This window comes from Micromonospora sp. KC606 (genome assembly GCF_004348675.1).
Lineage (GTDB): Bacteria > Actinomycetota > Actinomycetes > Mycobacteriales > Micromonosporaceae > Micromonospora.
This window is the reverse complement of the sequence record NZ_SMKN01000126.1, coordinates 1-17,108: the sequence shown is the minus strand read 5'-3', so window position 1 is coordinate 17,108 and position 17,108 is coordinate 1. Positions and strand designations below refer to the sequence as shown.

Sequence of the window (17,108 nt, the reverse complement as noted above, 5' to 3'; positions counted from 1 at the left end):
ACCGGGCACGAGCCGGGACCTGCCCGACCTGCTCCGTGAACGACTTACGCGCACAGGCCGGCGTCGGGCAGTACCAGCGCCGTTTGCGCCAGCGCAGCCGCACCAGCCGCCCGGCGACTGGCAAATCCCGCGGCCGGGTCGTGGCCCGCTGCTTCACCCGGACCGCCCGCTGCCCGCACCCCGGGCAGCATCGCGCCTGCTCACAACCGGTGGACAAGTTCACCACCGAGACACCGGTGGCGTCCAACTCAACCCGCTCCACCACCAGGCCGTCCAACCCCAGCAGCCGGGTCGTATCGTTGACCATGCTCGCAGCTCTTCACTTGTGACCATCCGAACTCGACACTCAGATGATCACCGATGGGCTGCGAGCCCTCTATATCCGGGTCACCCCCAGCCGCGAACCCCGCTCAACTTCGAAGAGCCGGTATGGGTCAGCACCAATCTCATGATCTTCGGGCCGGTGGCGCGGTTCGGCCGGGGGACACGATCGCTGAGTTCAGCGGCAAGTTGCTGGGCAGTTCGTCGAGCAGTTCAAGGCAACGGTGCTCGACAACACGCTCGCCGACCGCCGCGGGGCCGGCGACCGTCCGGTGGGTCGTCGCCGCGGAGGCCGGGTCGACTACTCGCTGGCCAGGGCGTGTAGGACGTCAACTCCGGCGGCGCGGCGGGCGGGCGGACCCGCCGCGAGCATGCTCGCCACCACCGCCGCCACCGCGCTGCCGGCGAGCAGGCCGACCGGCACTTCCGTCGCGGACAGGTCGAACGCCCGGGTGGCGGCCCAGCCCAGCAGCGCTCCGAGGGCGAGCCCGACCGCAGTACCGGTGGCCGCCACGATGGCCGCCTCCCAGCGCAGCATCGCCCGCACCTGCCGGCGCTGCATCCCGAGCACCCGCAGCAGCCCCAGTTCACGGATCCGTTCGAGCGCCGACAGCGCGAGCGTGTTGATGATGCCGAACAACGCGATCAGGATCATCAGCCCGAACAGGGCGTAGTAGACCCGCAGCGCCGGGTCGAGTTCGGCGGCCGCGCGCCGGCGCAGTTCGTCGCGGCCAGTGATCTCGACGGTCGGATGGTCGGCGAGTGCCCGGGCGATGGCGGCGCGGGCTGCGGCCGGTGTCACGCCGTCGCGTACGGACGCGTAGACCGTCGCGACCGCTGGATCGCCGACCAGCCGCTCGTATGCGGCCGGCGTGATCAGGCTGTCGAAGACGGGAAGGTGCGCGACGGCGTAGCCGCCGAGGTCGGAGGTGTCGTAGATCGCCCGTACGGCGAAGGTCTGCGTAGCGCCGCCCGCCCCCGTACGCAGACGTACGGTTGAGCCGACCGTCGCCCCCCGTTCCGCCGCGATGCCGCGCCGCAGCGCGATGCCGCCGTCGGCGAGATCGGCCAGCGCGCCGTCGGTCACAGGCAGCGCCAGAACCGCCGCGAGCCGGGTGGGGTCGACCCCGGCCAGATCGACCACGGAGCCACCCCCGGCTGCACCGTCGGGGCCCGGCCCGGTGGTCAGCTCGGCGTCCGCCACCTGGAACGAGGCCACCGCCGCCACCTCGGGCACCGCGGCCAGCCGCCGTGGCACGTCCGGGCTCATCGCGACGTCGCGGTTGAACGCCTGCATCCGGAAGTCGGCCCGCAGCGTCTGGTCGAACCCGCCGACGGTCGACGCCCGGCTGCCGGCCGCCAGGGTGGTGAGAAAGCCGATCAGCGCGAGCCCGATGACCAGCGGCAGGGTGGTCGCCGCCGCCCGCCGCGGGTTGCGGACCGCATTGTCGGCCGCGAGCCGTCCGGCGACGCCACGCCCGCGCCGGACGGCCGCACCCACCAGCCTGGCGATCGGCGGTGCGAGCACCGGGCCGAGCACGAGCACACCGAGGCCGGACAGCGCCGCCCCGGCTCCGACCATGGCGTCGACGGCCGGATCGGCGAGCCCGCCGGCCAGCACGAGACCGGTTCCTCCGAACAGGAACAGCCCACCAAGCACTGCGCGCAGCCGGCCCACCGGGCGGTCCAGCGCGAACACGTCGCCGTGCAGCGCCGCGACGGGGTGCACCCGGGTCGCCCGCCGCACCGGGCTCCAGGCCGACACGAGTGCGGTCAGGATCCCGACCGCGAGGGTGACCGCGACGGTACGGGGCAGGACCTGCGGGGTGTGGCCGGTCACGTCCACCGCGACGGCGCCACCCGTCTTCAGCAGCGACGCGACGCCCCAGCCCACCGCCACGCCGAGCGCTAGCCCGCCCAGCGACGCGACCGCACCGACGATCGCCGCCTCCAGCAGCACCGCGCGGCGCAGTTGCCCGCGACTCGCCCCGACGCAGCGCAGCAGCGCCAGCTCCCGGGCCCGCGAGGCCAGCACGATCGTGTAGGTGTTACGGATCAGGAAGGTACCGATGAACAGCGCGACCAGGCTCGCGATCAGGAAGATGCGGGCGACCAGCGGGGGTGGCTCGGCGGCGCGTACCAGTTCGGCGTCCAGGTCGGCTCCGGTGCTGACCGCGTACTGTCCGTCGAGCGTCGCCGCCACCCGGTCCCGCAGCTCACGTTGGGTGATCCCGGGTGCCGCGCGCACCTCGACGAAGCTGACCAGATCGGGGCGGGGGAGCAGGTCCCGCGCGGCGCTCGGATGCACGCCGACGAAGGCCGCGCCAGCCTGCTCCGGCGGGTAGAGCAGCCCCACCACCGTGACGGTTTCCGGAGCGCCGCCGGAGCTGACCACCCGGATTCGGTCGCCGACGCGGATGCGCAGGGTCGCGGCCGTGGCCGGATCAATGACCACCTCCGCCGGGCCTGCCGGCACCCGCCCGGTGCGCAGGCTGGCGGCGAACGACGGGTCAACCGTGCGGGCGATCGGTTCGCGGCCGGCGACCGGGTGGCCGTCGCGGCCGAGGACCTGAGCGCGCCCGAGGACCACGCCGGTGGCCGACACGACCCCGTCGACCCGGGCCAGCCGGTCGATCAGCGCGGCGGGCACCGGCCCGCGGAACGGGATCGACACCGGCTCGCCGTCGGTGGTCGGGGCAGCGTCGGGTGTGGCGCCGACCACGACGTCGACCCCCCGCGGATGGCGGTGCGCGGCCGCGTCGGCGGCCGCCCGCCACGTGTCGATCAGGACGAAGGTGCCAGACACCAGGCTCACGCCCAGCACGATCGCGACCGCGGTGAGCAGCAGGCGCCCCTTGTGCGCCACGACGCTGGAAAGGGTGTAACGCAGCACGTCAGCTCACCTCCGAGAGGCTCTTCATCCGGTCCAGCACACGTTCCGCGGTGGGCCCGTCGAGCGTGTCGACGATCCGGCCGTCGGCGAGGAACAGCGCCCGGTCGGCGTACGCCGCCGCGACCGGGTCGTGGGTGACCATCACGATCGTCTGGCCCAGCTCGTCGACACACCGGCGCAGGAAGCCGAGCAGCTCGCCGCGGGCCACCGAGTCGAGGTTGCCGGTCGGCTCGTCGGCGAAAACGATCGCCGGCCGTCCGGCCAGCGCGCGGGCGGCGGCGACCCGCTGCTGCTGTCCCCCGGAAAGCTCGGCCGGCTTGTGGCCGAGCCGGTCGCGCAGCCCGACCGCGTCCACCAACCGGTCGATCCAGACCCGATCGGGACGGCGCCCGGCCAGCGCGAGCGGCAGCCGGATGTTATCGACCGCGCTCATCGTGGGCAGCAGGTTGAACGACTGGAAGATGAAGCCGACCCGGTCCCGGCGCAGCCGGGTGAGCTGCCGCTCGCCAAGGCGGGTCAGGTCGACACCGGCAAGGTGGACCGCGCCCTCATCGACCGAGTCCAGACCGGCCACGCAATGCAGCAGCGTCGACTTACCCGAGCCCGACGGACCCATGATCGCGGTGTAGCGGGCCCGCGCGAACTCCACCGAGACGCGATCCAGTGCCGTCACCGCTCCGGCTCCACGTCCGTGGGTCTTGGTGATACCGACCGCCCGTGCGGCCACCTCGTCGATCATGTTTCTAGCCTCGCGGCCCCCAGCCCGGATGGAGTACCCGGTGAGCCGCCGCCCGGCTTCGGGACAACCGGCCGGGCCTGCCGGGTGTCGGCGCAGCGGCCGGTCCGGCACCCTGAGTACCGTGGCGCGGTTCCTACAGGCGACGTACGGCGGGCGGGCCTGGGCCCGGCTCCTATACGCGGTGATCGGTGGCCCGCTCGCCGTGCTCGGCTTCGCGTACACACTGCTGGTGCTCCTGCCCGGCACGGTCGCCTCGGCGACCCTGATCGGGCTGCCCTGGCTGGCCACCGGCGTCCGCGCCGCCCGCGGCCCCGCCGCGGTCCACCGGGCGCTCGTGCGCGGGCTGCTGCGCGACCCGATCGAGTCTCCGCCCCGCCCGCAGGCCGCGCACGGCCTCTTCGGCTGGATCCGGGTCGGGCTGACCGACGCGACCGGCTGGCGGGCGCTGGCATACCTAGTGCTGAAGCTCCCGCCCGCGATGGTGGCGACCGTGGCCACGGCGTTCCTCTGCCTCTACGGCCTGACCGCCGCTCTCTATCCACTTTGGAGCCGGTTCACGGTCTTCCCATCCACCACGGACGAACGCGGCACCCACCTGGTGACCATCACGATCGGCGACGGGACCATGCCGGAGTGGCTGTACGTAACCGCAGTCGGCCTCGCCGGTCTGCTGCTGCTCCTCGCCGCGCCGTGGGTCGCCCGCGGACTGGTGCAGCCCGACCGGCTGCTGGCCCGCGCCCTGCTCCGGCCGACCCGGGCCAGCCACCTACGCCAGGCCCGCACCCAGGCCATGGACGACGCCGCGGCAAGGCTGCGGCGGATCGAACGCGACCTGCACGACGGCGCCCAGACGCAGCTCGTCGCGCTGGCGCTGCGACTGGGCATGGCGCGCGACGAGCTGGCCGACGGCGACCCGGAGGCCGCGCTCCGCCTGGTCGACACCGCGCACCAGGGCGCCAAGCAGGCCCTCACCGAGTTGCGGGACCTGGTACGCGGCATCCACCCGCCGGTGCTCGACACCGGGCTCGGACCGGCGCTGCAGACCCTGTCCGCGCGCAGCGCCGTCCCCGTGGAACTGGACATCCACCTGCCCGACCGGCCATCCCCGGCCATCGAAACCATCGCCTACTACACCGCCGCAGAACTGCTGGCCAACGTCGCCAAGCACAGCGGCGCGCGGCAGGCGGTCCTGACACTGGCCCCGGAGCGAACCGGCTGGCTACGGCTCACCGTGCACGACGACGGCATCGGCGGCGCCCGGCCCGCGCCAGCGGGCGGCCTGACCGGGCTGGCGCACCGGGTCGGCACCGTCGACGGCCGGCTAGAGCTGTCCAGCCCACCCGGTGGGCCTACGGTGGTCACCGTGGAACTTCCGGTACGGGCCTGAGCGGGCGGAGCCGATGCGGGTCATCGTCGCGGAGGATTCAGCGCTGCTGCGCGACGGCCTCGTACACCTACTGCAGCGGCGCGGGCACGAGGCGGTCGCCGCGGTGGCCGACGCCCACACGCTGCTCGCCGCCGTCGCCGAGCACCAGCCGGACATCGCCGTCATCGACGTGCGGATGCCGCCCACCCACACCGACGAAGGGCTGCGCGCCGCGCTCACGCTACGCCGCGACCACCCCGACGTGGCGGTGCTCGTCCTCTCCCAGTACATCGAGACCCGCTACGCCACCCGGCTGCTGTCCGGGCGCTGCGAGGGCATCGGCTACCTCCTCAAGGACCGAGTGGCCGACGTCGGCGACTTCCTCGACGCGCTGACCCGGGTAGCAGGCGGTGCCACGGTCCTGGACCCGGAGGTAATCACCCAGATCCTCGGGGCGAGCCGGCGGGTCTTCGCACTTGAAACACTCACCGCCCGGGAGCGGCAAGTGCTCGCACTGATGGCCGAGGGCCGATCGAACTCGGCGATCGCGGCAGCGCTCGAGGTCAGCCCCGCGTCCGTCGAGAAGTACGTCACCAGCATCTTCGCCAAGCTCGGTCTGCCGCCGTCCGACGCCGACCACCGTCGTGTGCTCGCCGTGCTCCGCTACCTTGATTCGTGATGGTTGACCCCACCCACGGTGCAAACCTCCCCCGGACGAGGTGCCGTCCCCGGCGAGCACCCAGGAGGCCGTTGACGTGTACGACGCCTTCTTCAAGCAGCAATCTGGCAGCCGATCCACGTCCACCGAATCTCCCAGCCTGAAGAACCTGCGGGTGCGTCCGGCCGGGCACCGCGTCGCCCGTGACCCGGACGGGCTCCTGCCCGAGCGATGGCTCATCGCCCAGTGGCCCGACGACCAGGCCGAGCCGGTCAAATACTGGCTGTCCAGCCTTCCCGAAGCGACCAGCCACACCGACCTGGTCCGCTACGGCAAAATCCGCTGGCGCATCGAACACGACTACCGCGAGCTGAAAACCGGCCTCGGTCTGGACCACTTCGAAGGCCGCTCCTGGATCGGCTGGCACCGCCACGTCACCCTGGTCACCGCCACGCATCTATTCATCACCGAACTGCGCCTGGACCCAAAAGCGGCTGCGCCGGCCTGACCCTCTACACCGTCATCCGCGAGCTGCAACGACTCCTCGCGACCTGGACCGGCGCCTGCATCACCTGCCACCAACCCGTGAAACCGTTACACCGCAACCAACGACATAGAACCTAACAAAGCACTACTAGGCGGTGAAGAGGTCGGGCCTGCTCGCCGGCCGACAGGTCGGTGGCTGTGGGTGCGGGCGCCGGCCGCTCGGTGGCCGGCGCCGGGTGCAACGGTGGTCCTTATCTGCCGCAACCTGGTGCGAGGCCACCTCGCAGGTAGCCATCCAGACGGGCGGCGCCGGCGCCGCGAACGGACCAGCGCCCACCGGACCCAGATCGCGACCCGGCCGGCGTCGGCTTCAGCCACCAGATTGTCGACGGTGCGCTGACGGTTGGTGCGCTCACCTCGATGGCGAGCGGCGCGCCCGCGGGCCGGGCACAGCCGACATGGACCCACGAGTGCCGGTGTGAGAGCGGCGGCGGCAGCAGCATGACGCTGGGCGTTCGGTGGCAGGCGCGCCAGCCCTGGCTGCCCGGCCTTATAGGAGCGTGGCGTCGCCCCAACTGAGGCGTGCCCGCCGGCCGGTCCCGTTCGCCCTCGAAGAGAAGGGAGAACAGGACCGATGGTGGCCCTCGGAATCGACGCGCACAAGCACAACCACACCGTCGTCGCCGTCGACGATCTCGGCCGCAAGCTCGGCGAACGCACCAGCGGCACCACGACCCCGGATCACCTACAACTGGTGATCTGGGCCGAATGGTTCGGCGCGGACCGGCGCTGGGCGGTCGAAGACTGCCGGCACCTGCCCCGCCTGCTGGAACGCGACCTGCTAACCGCCGGCGAGCAGATCGTGCGCGTCCCGCCGAAACTGATGGCCCACGCCCGAGATGGCGCACGCAGTTACGGCAAATCCGACCCGATCGACGCCCTGGCCGTCGCCCGCGCCGCCCTGCGCGAACCGGACCTGCCCGCCGGCGCCTGATGGCCATCGACGCGACCAGCTTCGACGTGGCCGATACCGCCGACAACGTCGAGCAGTTCGGGCGGATGGGATCGGGGCCGAAGGGGTCGGCGTACCCGAAACTGCACGTCGCGGCCCTCGCGGAATGCGGCAGCCACCCGATCGTCGGGGCCGTGTTGGGCTCGTGCCGTACCGGGGTACGCACCCTGGTCGCCGATCTGGTGGATCGGGTCGGCCCGGGAATGCTCGTGCTGGCCGACGCCGAAGGCGTCGGGTCAGCCGGCGCGAGGCCAGGGTGGGCGGTGGACTCGCGCCGGCCGATTCCGTCGATTGCCGGTACCCCCTACCCCGGCAAACGGCTGGTGTGGCTACTGATTGTGGCGATGGTCAGGGGAGGACTTCGAAGGTCCAGGTCTTGGCGCCGGAGCTGATGGTGCTGCCGTTGGAGGCGAGCACTCCGGTGACTTCGAAGGTGACCGTGTAGGTACCGGCGGCGTCAAAGCCCCAGTTGACGTGGGCGTGGATGTTGCGGTTGACGTTGAGACTGTCGGGCAGTCCGTTGCCGCTGTCGAACAGCACCGTCGGGGTGCCGCCGGAGACGGTGTAGACGCTGAAGCCGGCCGGGCCGGTGACGTTGGTGAGCTTGAAGGCGACCCGGTTGTTCTGGAACACGCCGCTGGGCACTTCGGCGGTGTTCCAGCCGCCCCAGAGCAATCCGGCGGTGCTGGCCTGGGGCAGCACCCAGGCTTGGCCGCCAGTGCCGAGGAACGACCAGGCGCTGCCGCTGGGGACGGTGACCATGGCGGTGTTGGGGACGCGCAGGATGATGTCGGAGGGGTTGCGTTCCACCGACGGGCTGACGGTGTCGTCGAGCAGGTTGACGGTCAGCGCGCCGCCGGCGTAGTCGACGTCGATGACGTCGACGTGGCCGCTGGACAGCACGATCGGCGCCGCGACTGCGGGGGTGGTGGTGCCGACAAGCAGCGCGGCGGTCAGGGCGAGGCCGGTGAGGAAACGGCTGTGGCTACGCACGGCGCTCACGCCCTGACCACGACGTGCAGGGTGGCCGGCTCGCTGGTGACCCGCTGTCCGGTGGCGGCGAGGGTGCCGGTGGCGCGGACGGTGATGCAGTAGGTGCCGGCGCGGTCGAAGGCCCAGTTGGCGTGCAGGTGGTCGCCGGCGGTCAGGGCGATGGTGTCGGGCAGGCCGTTGCCGCTGTCGGCGAGGATGTTGGGCTGCCCGACGGCGTTCTCGGTGTAGATGGCGAGCTGCCCGGGTCCGCTGACCGACTGCAAGCTGAGGGTGATTGCGTCGGCGGTGAAGGTACCCGGCTCGATCTCCTCGGTGGCGATGCCGGGCCAGATCAGGTCGGTGTTCTGAATTTCGGGCAGGATCCACACCTTCGATACCCCGGGGGTGCCGAGGAAGCCGAAGGCGGGATCGTTCGGGACGGTGACCTTGGCCTGCCGCTTCACGACGATCTTGACCTCGTCGGTGGCGTACTCGACGTCGTTGTCCTCGTCGTGGACGCCGAGCTCCAGCTCGCCGGCCTCGTAGGCGATATCGACCAGGTCGACGTGCCCGGAGCTGAACGTCACCACGGTGGCCTGCGCCGGTGGCGCTGCCGCGAGCAGCGCCGCGGTCACCGCCCCGGAGGCGAGCAGCAGGCGGACGGGCTTGCGCACGAAGAACTCCTTCCCTGCGATCCCCTTTGGACCACAGTTGTTGCAAACGATAGTCGTTTCCGATAGCGCAGGGAAGGGCTGATCGGTGGAGGCGGTCATGGCCGCACCGGCGCGGCGGGGCGAGACGTCTCGGTGCGGACCGCGGTCACCACGTCGGCCACGGCCGACCTGAACGCCAGCACGGCCCGCGTCACCCTTTCGGGATGCGAAGGTCACGATGCGCGGTCGACACGTCGTCGTCACCGCCGGACACGGTCCGACCCACGCAGCGTTCGACATTCCGGCACGCGCCGCGCACCTCGACGCCAGCGCCGCACAAGAGACTGACAGAGGTTGGCGCGCTTTCTCGATGGCACCAGTGAGTATGTGCGCCTCGCCGACATGTCTGGGCACTGCGGGCGGCGCTATCGGGGGACGAAGCGCCCGTCTTGGTGGTGGCGTTCACAGGAACCGCCCCGGTCATCAGGTCGGAGCCCATACCGACGTGGCGCCCTCGTCACCGAGACCGCCACGTCTCCCCCTGATTCGCCCGCCGGAGTTACACGCTCCCCAGTGGAGTGCTAAACGGCAATCGCATTCGTATTGTCTCCGGTGGCCGGGCCACGGACTTGGACGGTGGTGTCGGGCAGGGTTATTTCAGGCCGGCAGCGCCTCGTTCCCGGGAGCTGCCGGCCGCGCCTCACGCCCGACACCGGCCAGGTCTGCCTTCCTGAGGTGATGCCTGCTCCCGGATACCGGTTGCTCACCGTCCCGGACTCTTGCGGCTTCGTCTATCGCACGGCCGGTGACGGGTCCTGCGGGTGAGCGAGGTCGGACAACCGCGCGGGTCGTGTGACGTCAACGGGTTCCTGCCCACTCGGACGCCGCCACCGTTTGGTTAGCACGCCGTGTCGGGGGGCGACCAACCAGGCGGCGAGGAAGACGGCGGTGGCGACCAGGACGATGGTGCCACCGACCGGCGTGTCGTAGCTCCAGGACAGGTACAGCCCGACGGTCGCTGACGCGCCGCCGATCACCGGGGCGAGCAGCATCATCACACCAAGTCTGTCGGTGAGCAGGCGGGCCGCGGCAGCGGGAGTGATCAGCAGAGCGAGCACGAGGATGTTGCCGATGGTCTGCAGGGAGATCACCACGGCCAGGGTGACCAGAACGTAGAGCACGATGTCGAGCCAGAAGACCGCCAGCCCCATGGAGCGGGACATCTCCCGGTCCAGGCAGACTGCGACGAATTCCTTGTGCAGGGCGAGCACCAGGCCGAGGATGACCAGGCCGGCGCCGCCGACGAGGTAGAGGTCTCGGTCCGGGATGCCGGTGATCGAGCCGAACAGGAACTGTTGCAGCGACCCGGCGTATCCGGGGGCCTGCGAGATGATCACGATGCCGAGGGCGAACGCGCCGACCAGGAAGACGCCGATGATCGAGTCCTCCTTGACGCGCCGGTTCTGCGCGAAGATCGCGATCAGCAGTGCGGTGGCGACACCGGCGACGGCGCCGCCGAGGATCAGGCTGCCCTGCAGGACGAAGGCGACCGCGATGCCCGGGAAGACGGCGTGGGCCACGGCGTCGCCGATGAAGGCCATTCCTCGGAGTACGACGTAGCAGCCGACGACGCCGCAGACGATGCTGGACATGACTGCGATCGCCAGTGCCTTGGGCAGGAACGCGAGATCGGGGTTGAGCAGGTCAGTGAGGAAATCGGTGATCGACATCAGGTCGCCCTCACGAGTTTCAGCAGCGGAGAGGTCTCGCTCACGCCGAAGGTCTTCGTCCACAGTTCGGCGTCCTGCAGGTCCGCAGGGTGTCCGTCGGCGATGACCCGGCCGTTGAGCAGGACCAGGCGGGTGCAGGTGTCCACCGCGGCGACGAGGTCGTGGGTGGTCATCAGCACCGCGTGCTCCTCGCCGGCCAGGCTGGTGAACAACTGGCCCAGCAGTTCCTGAGTGGGCATGTCCAGTCCGGTGAACGGCTCGTCGAGCAGCAGGATGCGCGGCGCGAGGGCGAGGGCCCGGGCGACCAGGACGCGTTGGCGTTGCCCACCGGACAACTCGCCGACCGGTCGGCGGCGCAGCTCCGTGAGGTGTACCCGGTCCAGGGCGTCGCCGACTGCCCGCCAGTCGGTGACGCCGGGGCGGCGGAGTAGACCCAGGCGGCCGGTTCGGCCACTCATCACGGCGTGCTCGACAGAGATCGGGAAGTCCCAGGTGAACTCGTGGCGCTGGGGGACGTAGCCGATCTCGGACCGGCCGGGACGCGACGGCTTGCCCTCCACCAGCACCCGGCCGGCGCGGGTACGGGTCAGTGCCAGGATGGCGCGCAGCAGCGTGGTCTTCCCGGCGCCGTTCGGACCGAGCAACCCGACCAGCTCGCCCCGATCCAGGTGCAGGCGTATGTCCCGCAGGACCGGCCGGCCGCCGAGGTCCACGTCCAGCTGATCAACCTCCAGCGCTCTCAACGGTCACCCCCGGACAGCGAGGTCAGGCGTTCTCGCTCGGCCCGCCGTTTCGCGCCTCGTCCGCGCAGCAGTAGAAGCACCAGGCCGGTGGCGAGCAGGGCTGCTATCGCCACCAACGCGACGAGCAGCAGGGTCCTGGAATCACCGGCAGGCTCGCTGGCCTCGGCCCGGTCACCGGCGGGCGATGCCTGACCCGCCGGCGCGGGAATGTCCGCGGTGGCGGCGTACGCATCGTCGGCACTGGTGGCGTCTCCCACAGCGAAGCGCAGCGTGCGTGTCGCCGACACCGTCTCGCCGCCGATCAGGTCGGCGGACACCTGCACCGCGATCAGGTAGACCCCGGGGGCGGTGAAGACCCAGTTGGCGTGGGTATGGGTGTTGACCTCGGCCCAGAAGGGCTGCGCCTTCGGCTCGGTGGAACGCCACAGCGGCTGGGGCGCGGCAAAGTTACCCGACTGCAGATACGTCGTGAGGGTCCCCGGTCCGCGTACGCCGAGCAGGGTCAGAGTGACCCCACGGTCGATGCTCTGCATCACCCGGGGGTCCTGGGTGTTCCAGCCGAGCCACACGACGTCGGGGTTCTGGACCTGCGGCACCACGTACACCCGTTTGCCGGCGTCGACGCCGAGGAAGGCGTACGCCGGGTCGTCCGGAACAGTCTGTAGCGCGGCGTCGGGAACCCGCAGGATGGTCTCGTCGGGGTTGCGCCACACCGGCCGTGCCTGTGTGCCGTCGTGGATCAGCAGCGTCCACTGGTTGTCGACGTAGCGAGGACCGATGTCGACGTGTCCGGCGGAGAGTTCCGCCCGGCCGGTAGTGAGGGGCTGGTCGGCGGCGATCGACTGGCTGAGACCCGGGGTGGGCTCCTTCGCCGTCGCAGAATTCTGTGCCGTGGTCAGCACGATCAGCGTCGCCAGCGCGCAGCGCGCGATCATTCCGGTTGCGCGGGTGCGGTGTCGCGCCCGTCCTGCCGTCACTGGTTTCTCCCCTGCTTGTCGGTGGTCAGGCAGTCGTGCAGCGATTCGGCGTTGAACCGCATCATCTGCGCGTAGCTGGTGATGTCGCGGTCGAGGGTGTCGCCGTAGATCGCACACACACGCAGCCTCTCCTCCCGGGCGACTTCGTTGAGGGTGGTGGAGCGGGCCGCCAGGTTCGGCTCCAGGAACACCGCGGGGATCTTCAGGTTGCGGATCGTCTCGGTGAGCCGGCGACGGTCGGCAAGGCTCGGCTCGGCGGCAGGGTTCGGGGTGACGAACCCGGAGATCTGGACGCCGTACGCCTGCCCCAGGTAACCGAACGCGTCATGCGTGGTGACCAGGTGCCGTCGCGACGGCGGAATCCGGGCGATGGTGTCCCGCACGTAGGTGTCGAGCTCTTCCAGTTCCCGGATGTATGCCGAGGCGTTCGCCCGGTAGGCCGGCGCGTTCTGGGGGTCGGCCCCGATGAGGGTGTCGCGGATGAGCTCGGTGTAGGAGATGGCGTTGCGGACGTTCTGCCACAGATGCGGGTCGATCTCGCCGTGCACGTGCTTGCCGAGGACCGCCTGCGGAAGCTGGTACACCTGGGTACCGGGCCGGCCGAGGAACCGGAACCTCCGGTCGCCGGGCACCTCGAGCAGCGCCTTGCTCGGTACCTCGATGACGGTGCGGGCGGGGTCGTAGACCCGCTGGTTCGCCTCGCCGCTGCCCTCGGGGTCGGCGAACAGGTAGAGCCGCCGCTGGTCGAGGTCGACGGTGAGGTCGGCGTGCCCCGAATTCAGGACCGCCGCTCCGGCCATGCCCGGCGCCGAGTGCGGATCGACCCCGACGGCGAACGTGAACTCCTGCTCGCCCATCGGGACCGGCGGCGACTGCGGGTCGACGGACAGCTGCGCCCGCATGGTCAGCCGGTAGACACCTGGCTTGGTGAACGCCCAGCTCATGTGCGTGTGCGCGTCGGGCGGCAGCGTGGCGGTGTCGTCGCGGAAGCCGTTGGCGGGATCGAACCCGTCGGTGGAGTCGACGTAGAACGACGGGTTACCGAACGACTCGGTCAGGTACGCGACCACACCACCCGGACCGTGCGCCGAGGTTGCGCTGAGCAACACGTCCGAAGCGCGGTTCGCCCCTTGCGCCGCACCGGTGCCGCGTACCCGCATGCCCAGCCAGATGGTGTCCAGCGACACGTCCTCGACCAGCGGGATGATCTCCGCCGCGTACTTCACCGCCCCCTCCGCCAGCGAGATGTTCGGTACGCCGTCGCGCAGGTTCGCATCCAGGGCCTTGATGATGGCCTGCTCTTCCAGCAGCAGGTAGTTGCTGAACGCGACGTCGGCGTAGACGACGTCACGGATGTCGCGCAGCGACGGCTCATAACTGTGCGGGTCGGCACCGTCCGGCACCAGCGAGCTGACCGCTACTCGGTCACCGCCGACGTTGCTCACCAGGTCTCGCAGGATTCCGGTGGTCGTGATGACCTGGAGGCGCTCGTCGTTCGCGCTCAACGCCACCTCTGACCGGCAACCGGCGACCAGCCCCACGATCAGCAGCGGCAGGATAGCCCGTCGCAGCCGTGGCGCGACCCGCGGGCTCACGTGTTTGCCGTTGCGGTGTCGGCGAGACCGGCGCGGCGGCGACGGGTGAGCAGCACCAGCAGCACCCCGACGGCGACGAGAACCACGCCGGCCGCGCCGGCCGACAGCACCCAACCGGCGCCGGTGCGCGGGAGACGGCCAGCACCGCCCCGGTCCTCGCCGTCCTTGTCCCCGCCGCCTCTGGAGCCGCTGCCAGGTCCGAAGCCGCTGGTCGGGTCAGTGCTGTCGCCGACGGCGATGGTGAGCGTCTTGGTGTCGGTGACCGCCTTGCCTCCGGTGGTGGTGCCGCTCATCTGCACCGCGAGGCGGTAGAGGCCGGGTTTGCTGAACGCCCAGTTGCCGTGTGCGTGGGTGTTCAGCGGAACGCTCAGCTGCTGCGGGAACGCCTTGGCGGAGTCGAACAGCACGTCGGCCTTGCCGAACGAGTCGGTCAGGTAGAGAGCGAACCGGCCCGGCCCGTTGACGCCCTTGAGCGCCCAGGTGACGTTGCCCTTGACGCCGGACACGACGGACGGGTGCTGGGTGTTCCAGCCGGGCCAGACGATGCCAGCCTGCTGGGACTGCGGCAGCAGCCACACCGTGTCGCCCGGCTTGCCGAGGGCGTCCGCCCCGGCCGGAACGGTGATCTTCGCGTTGTCCTTGACCTGCAGGACCACGTCGGCGATCTCCCGCCACACGGCGGGGCTGGTGCGGTCGTCCTTGATCCGGATGGTCCACGCGTTCCCCGCGAGCTGCGGACCCATGTCGACGTGCCCGTCGGCGATCACCTGCCGGGCGCCCGTCGCGGTGGTGGCCGCCGCCTTCGCGGCCAGCGGTGCCGGCGGGGCGGCGGGCTTCGGTGCCGCAGCCGGCTTCGGCTCGGCGGCGGGAGCGGCGAATGTCCGCGCCGTCGGTTGCTCGGACCGCGTCGTCTGCGGCGGCGCAGCCGGTGGCAGTATCTGCTTGGCCGGGACGATCGCGGGTACGCGGATCCGGTACGTCGCCTCGGCGCTGACCGGCCTGCCGGAGCGCAGGCCCGCCGATGCGGCCAGCGTGAGGCGGTAGTCGCCGGCGGCGTCGAAGGCCCAGACCACACCGCCGGTGCGCGTTGCCGCCGGCAGTTGCACCGACCGGGTCACATTCGCACCGCTGCCGAACAGCGCAGTGGCCCCCCCGATGCCCGACAGCGTGTAGGCGGTGAACGTTCCGGGCCCCTCGACCGAGCGCAGACTGAGGGTCACCGTGCCGTCGGCGACGGCGTCGGGGCGTACCCCGGTGGTGTCCAGGGCCGGAAACCCGGTGTCGCCGGCGGACAGTGACCACACGGGGTGTCCGGGCGGCCCGAGGAAGGCGAAAGCCTTTTCAGGCGGTACCCGGCCGGCAAGGCCGCCGTCCGGGCCGAGTATCACCTCGGCCGGGTGATGCCCGGACACATCGCGAGCTACTTGCGCGGCGTCGCGGATGCGCAGCGACATCGAGTCACCGTCGAGCGTCAGGGAAACCAGGTCCGCGCCGGCAGCGGTGACCCCGGCCGGTTCCGCGGCCGCAGGCGTCGTCCCTGCGGCCAGGGCCAGCACGGCCAGGGCGAGGCCGGTGGCGCCGGCACGCATGCTTCTTATCGTCATTGCTTGCTCCCCAGGCGACGTGGTGATGTCGTTGTGCCGCATCGCGACGGCGTGGCCGTTGGCGTTGCCGCCGCCCGACGCGGTCTGGGAACAGGTATGGCGTGACCGTGTCACTCCTTGTCCTTCCCCGTGTGGTCGATGTCTGGTCGTCGGTTGTTGCGGCCCTGGTCGGAACGATCGACCTGCGTCGTCGGGCGGTCGGACGTCGTCGCGCCGTCGCCGCCGGCCGGGGCGCTCGCACCGATCGTGGCGGGGACCGCGGCGTCCTCGTCGCCGGAGGTACGTTCGATCTCCCGGCTGGCTTCGGTGCGGCCCTGCTCCCGAGCGGCGGCCACCGCCCGCGCGATCTGTCGCGCCCGCCGTCGGCGAGCGGCGATCAGCGCCCAGCCGACGAGGGCGAGCAGGACCAGCAGGACCATCTGCGACCAGGGCACCGCCCAGACGGTGACCCGCGCCGTGTCGACTGCTGGCGGTGGGTCGAGGACCTGGTCGCCCACGGCGGCGGGGGCGATGGCGGCGCTCGCGGTCAGCCGGAACAGCGGCGGGATGTTCGTCATCCGTACGGTCGTGGTCAGTTCACCGCCGGGCAGGATCTCCGGCAGGGCCGCCGCGTCCACGGAACGCCGACCGAGGCCGAACAAGCCAGCTACACCGAGCGTGGGCCGCCCGGTGAGCCGGACATTGCCGGTGTTACGGACGGTGAAGGTGGCGGTGAGCGTGCCACCGGCAAGGGGGTCGAGCGAGCCGCTGTGCCGTACCTGAAGGCCTTCGACGGTGAGTGCCGGTTGCAGCTCACCGGTCACTCGCAGGTAGATCCGTGCGCCGACGCGGTGGTCGACGGCGACCTGGTTGCCCTGCGCGTCCGCCGTCGTGGCGGCGAGTGAGGCGACAATTCCCCCGGCGTGGTCGCCCGGCGTGGCGTTGCGCGGCACCGTGAGGGTGAACGGGACGTTCAGGCGGGACGTCGACGGGATGGTCACCCTGCGTTGGGTGAGGCGGACCCAGGAGCCGACGTCGGTGGGTTGCTGGCCGCCGGCCAGCAGGTCGAAGCCGCCCTGTGCCGTGGTGAACGCGTCGCTGGCGTAGAGGTTCAGGGTGAGCGGACGCTTCGAGTGGTTGGTGACCGCGACGTAGTCGGTCAGGGTGGCGCCGGGGTCGAGCTTGTAGGTGAACGCCGGCCGGCCGTTCGGGCCCTTCGCGCTCGACGGCGCCACTCCCCACGTCACTGCGGCCGAAGGCGCCGGCGTCGGGGCGGGCGGTGCCGGGGCCGCACCGAGCAGGGCGAGGCCGGTGGCGATGGCGGCGAGCAGGCGCATGGCGGAGAGGTGGTCCGTTTCCTCGGGGTGACGGGCAGGGGTG

The 17,108-nt window shown here is 71.2% G+C and carries 13 protein-coding genes and 2 pseudogenes; 4 read left to right on the top strand and 11 right to left on the bottom strand.

Going from position 1 to position 17,108, the window contains the following annotated elements; all coding sequences use genetic code 11:
* From E1193_RS21255 to E1193_RS21245, 3 genes are all read right to left on the bottom strand, one after another.
* A partial coding sequence (locus E1193_RS21255; protein WP_132184949.1) for a transposase family protein occupies positions 1–307 on the bottom strand: 307 nt, incomplete at its 3' end.
* Positions 308–622: 315 nt separating this feature from the next.
* Positions 623–3,214, bottom strand: a complete 2,592-nt coding sequence (locus E1193_RS21250) for an FtsX-like permease family protein (protein ID WP_132184948.1) — start codon at positions 3,212–3,214, stop codon at positions 623–625.
* A 1-nt stretch (position 3,215) separates the two neighbouring features.
* Positions 3,216–3,953 (bottom strand): ABC transporter ATP-binding protein, encoded by a 738-nt coding sequence (locus E1193_RS21245; protein WP_132184947.1) that lies wholly within the window; start codon positions 3,951–3,953, stop codon positions 3,216–3,218.
* Between the two features lie 121 nt (positions 3,954–4,074).
* Between E1193_RS21245 and E1193_RS21240 the strand changes: the two genes are divergently transcribed.
* From E1193_RS21240 to E1193_RS21225, 4 genes and pseudogenes are all read left to right on the top strand, one after another.
* On the top strand, positions 4,075–5,340 hold the full coding sequence (locus tag E1193_RS21240) for a sensor histidine kinase (protein ID WP_207922789.1): 1,266 nt from the start codon (positions 4,075–4,077) through the stop codon (positions 5,338–5,340).
* A 13-nt stretch (positions 5,341–5,353) separates the two neighbouring features.
* Positions 5,354–5,998: a response regulator transcription factor gene (locus E1193_RS21235; protein WP_132184945.1), complete on the top strand. Its 645-nt coding sequence runs from the start codon at positions 5,354–5,356 to the stop codon at positions 5,996–5,998.
* Positions 5,999–6,143: 145 nt separating this feature from the next.
* A pseudogene (locus tag E1193_RS21230) lies at positions 6,144–6,485 on the top strand (transposase); the annotation flags it as partial.
* Positions 6,486–7,097: 612 nt separating this feature from the next.
* A pseudogene (locus tag E1193_RS21225) lies at positions 7,098–7,445 on the top strand (transposase); the annotation flags it as partial.
* A 378-nt stretch (positions 7,446–7,823) separates the two neighbouring features.
* Here the strand turns inward: E1193_RS21225 and E1193_RS21215 are convergent.
* The 8 genes from E1193_RS21215 to E1193_RS21180 form a co-directional block, all read right to left on the bottom strand.
* Positions 7,824–8,477, bottom strand: a complete 654-nt coding sequence (locus E1193_RS21215; protein ID WP_132184943.1) for a choice-of-anchor M domain-containing protein — start codon at positions 8,475–8,477, stop codon at positions 7,824–7,826.
* On the bottom strand, positions 8,474–9,121 hold the full coding sequence (locus E1193_RS21210; RefSeq protein ID WP_132184942.1) for a choice-of-anchor M domain-containing protein: 648 nt from the start codon (positions 9,119–9,121) through the stop codon (positions 8,474–8,476). Before E1193_RS21210 ends, E1193_RS21215 begins: the two co-directional genes overlap by 4 nt.
* A gap of 770 nt (positions 9,122–9,891) precedes the next feature.
* Positions 9,892–10,830: an anchored repeat-type ABC transporter permease subunit gene (locus tag E1193_RS21205; RefSeq protein WP_132184941.1), complete on the bottom strand. Its 939-nt coding sequence runs from the start codon at positions 10,828–10,830 to the stop codon at positions 9,892–9,894.
* Positions 10,830–11,573, bottom strand: coding sequence for an anchored repeat-type ABC transporter ATP-binding subunit (locus tag E1193_RS21200; RefSeq protein ID WP_132184940.1), 744 nt, complete (start codon positions 11,571–11,573; stop codon positions 10,830–10,832). The genes E1193_RS21205 and E1193_RS21200 overlap by 1 nt, the downstream gene beginning before the upstream one ends.
* Positions 11,570–12,508, bottom strand: a complete 939-nt coding sequence (locus tag E1193_RS21195) for a choice-of-anchor M domain-containing protein (RefSeq protein WP_132184950.1) — start codon at positions 12,506–12,508, stop codon at positions 11,570–11,572. Before E1193_RS21195 ends, E1193_RS21200 begins: the two co-directional genes overlap by 4 nt.
* 38 nt (positions 12,509–12,546) lie before the next feature.
* On the bottom strand, positions 12,547–14,145 hold the full coding sequence (locus E1193_RS21190) for an anchored repeat ABC transporter, substrate-binding protein (RefSeq protein ID WP_132184939.1): 1,599 nt from the start codon (positions 14,143–14,145) through the stop codon (positions 12,547–12,549).
* Complete coding sequence (locus tag E1193_RS21185) at positions 14,142–15,749, bottom strand: TIGR03773 family transporter-associated surface protein (protein WP_132184938.1); 1,608 nt, start codon at positions 15,747–15,749, stop codon at positions 14,142–14,144. The genes E1193_RS21190 and E1193_RS21185 overlap by 4 nt, the downstream gene beginning before the upstream one ends.
* Positions 15,750–15,859: 110 nt before the next feature.
* Positions 15,860–17,065, bottom strand: a complete 1,206-nt coding sequence (locus tag E1193_RS21180; protein ID WP_132184937.1) for a DUF916 domain-containing protein — start codon at positions 17,063–17,065, stop codon at positions 15,860–15,862.
* Between the last annotated feature and the right edge of the window lie 43 nt (positions 17,066–17,108).

Excerpts from the sequence above, each read along its gene's own strand:
- E1193_RS21245 (WP_132184947.1), bottom strand. The coding sequence starts at position 3,953 with ATGATCGACGAGGTGGCCGCACGGGCGGTCGGTATCACCAAGACCCAC.
- E1193_RS21235 (WP_132184945.1), top strand. The coding sequence starts at position 5,354 with ATGCGGGTCATCGTCGCGGAGGATTCAGCGCTGCTGCGCGACGGCCTC.
- E1193_RS21205 (WP_132184941.1), bottom strand. The coding sequence starts at position 10,830 with ATGTCGATCACCGATTTCCTCACTGACCTGCTCAACCCCGATCTCGCG.
- E1193_RS21195 (WP_132184950.1), bottom strand. The coding sequence starts at position 12,508 with ATGATCGCGCGCTGCGCGCTGGCGACGCTGATCGTGCTGACCACGGCA.
- E1193_RS21185 (WP_132184938.1), bottom strand. The coding sequence starts at position 15,749 with ATGACGATAAGAAGCATGCGTGCCGGCGCCACCGGCCTCGCCCTGGCC.
- E1193_RS21180 (WP_132184937.1), bottom strand. The coding sequence starts at position 17,065 with ATGCGCCTGCTCGCCGCCATCGCCACCGGCCTCGCCCTGCTCGGTGCG.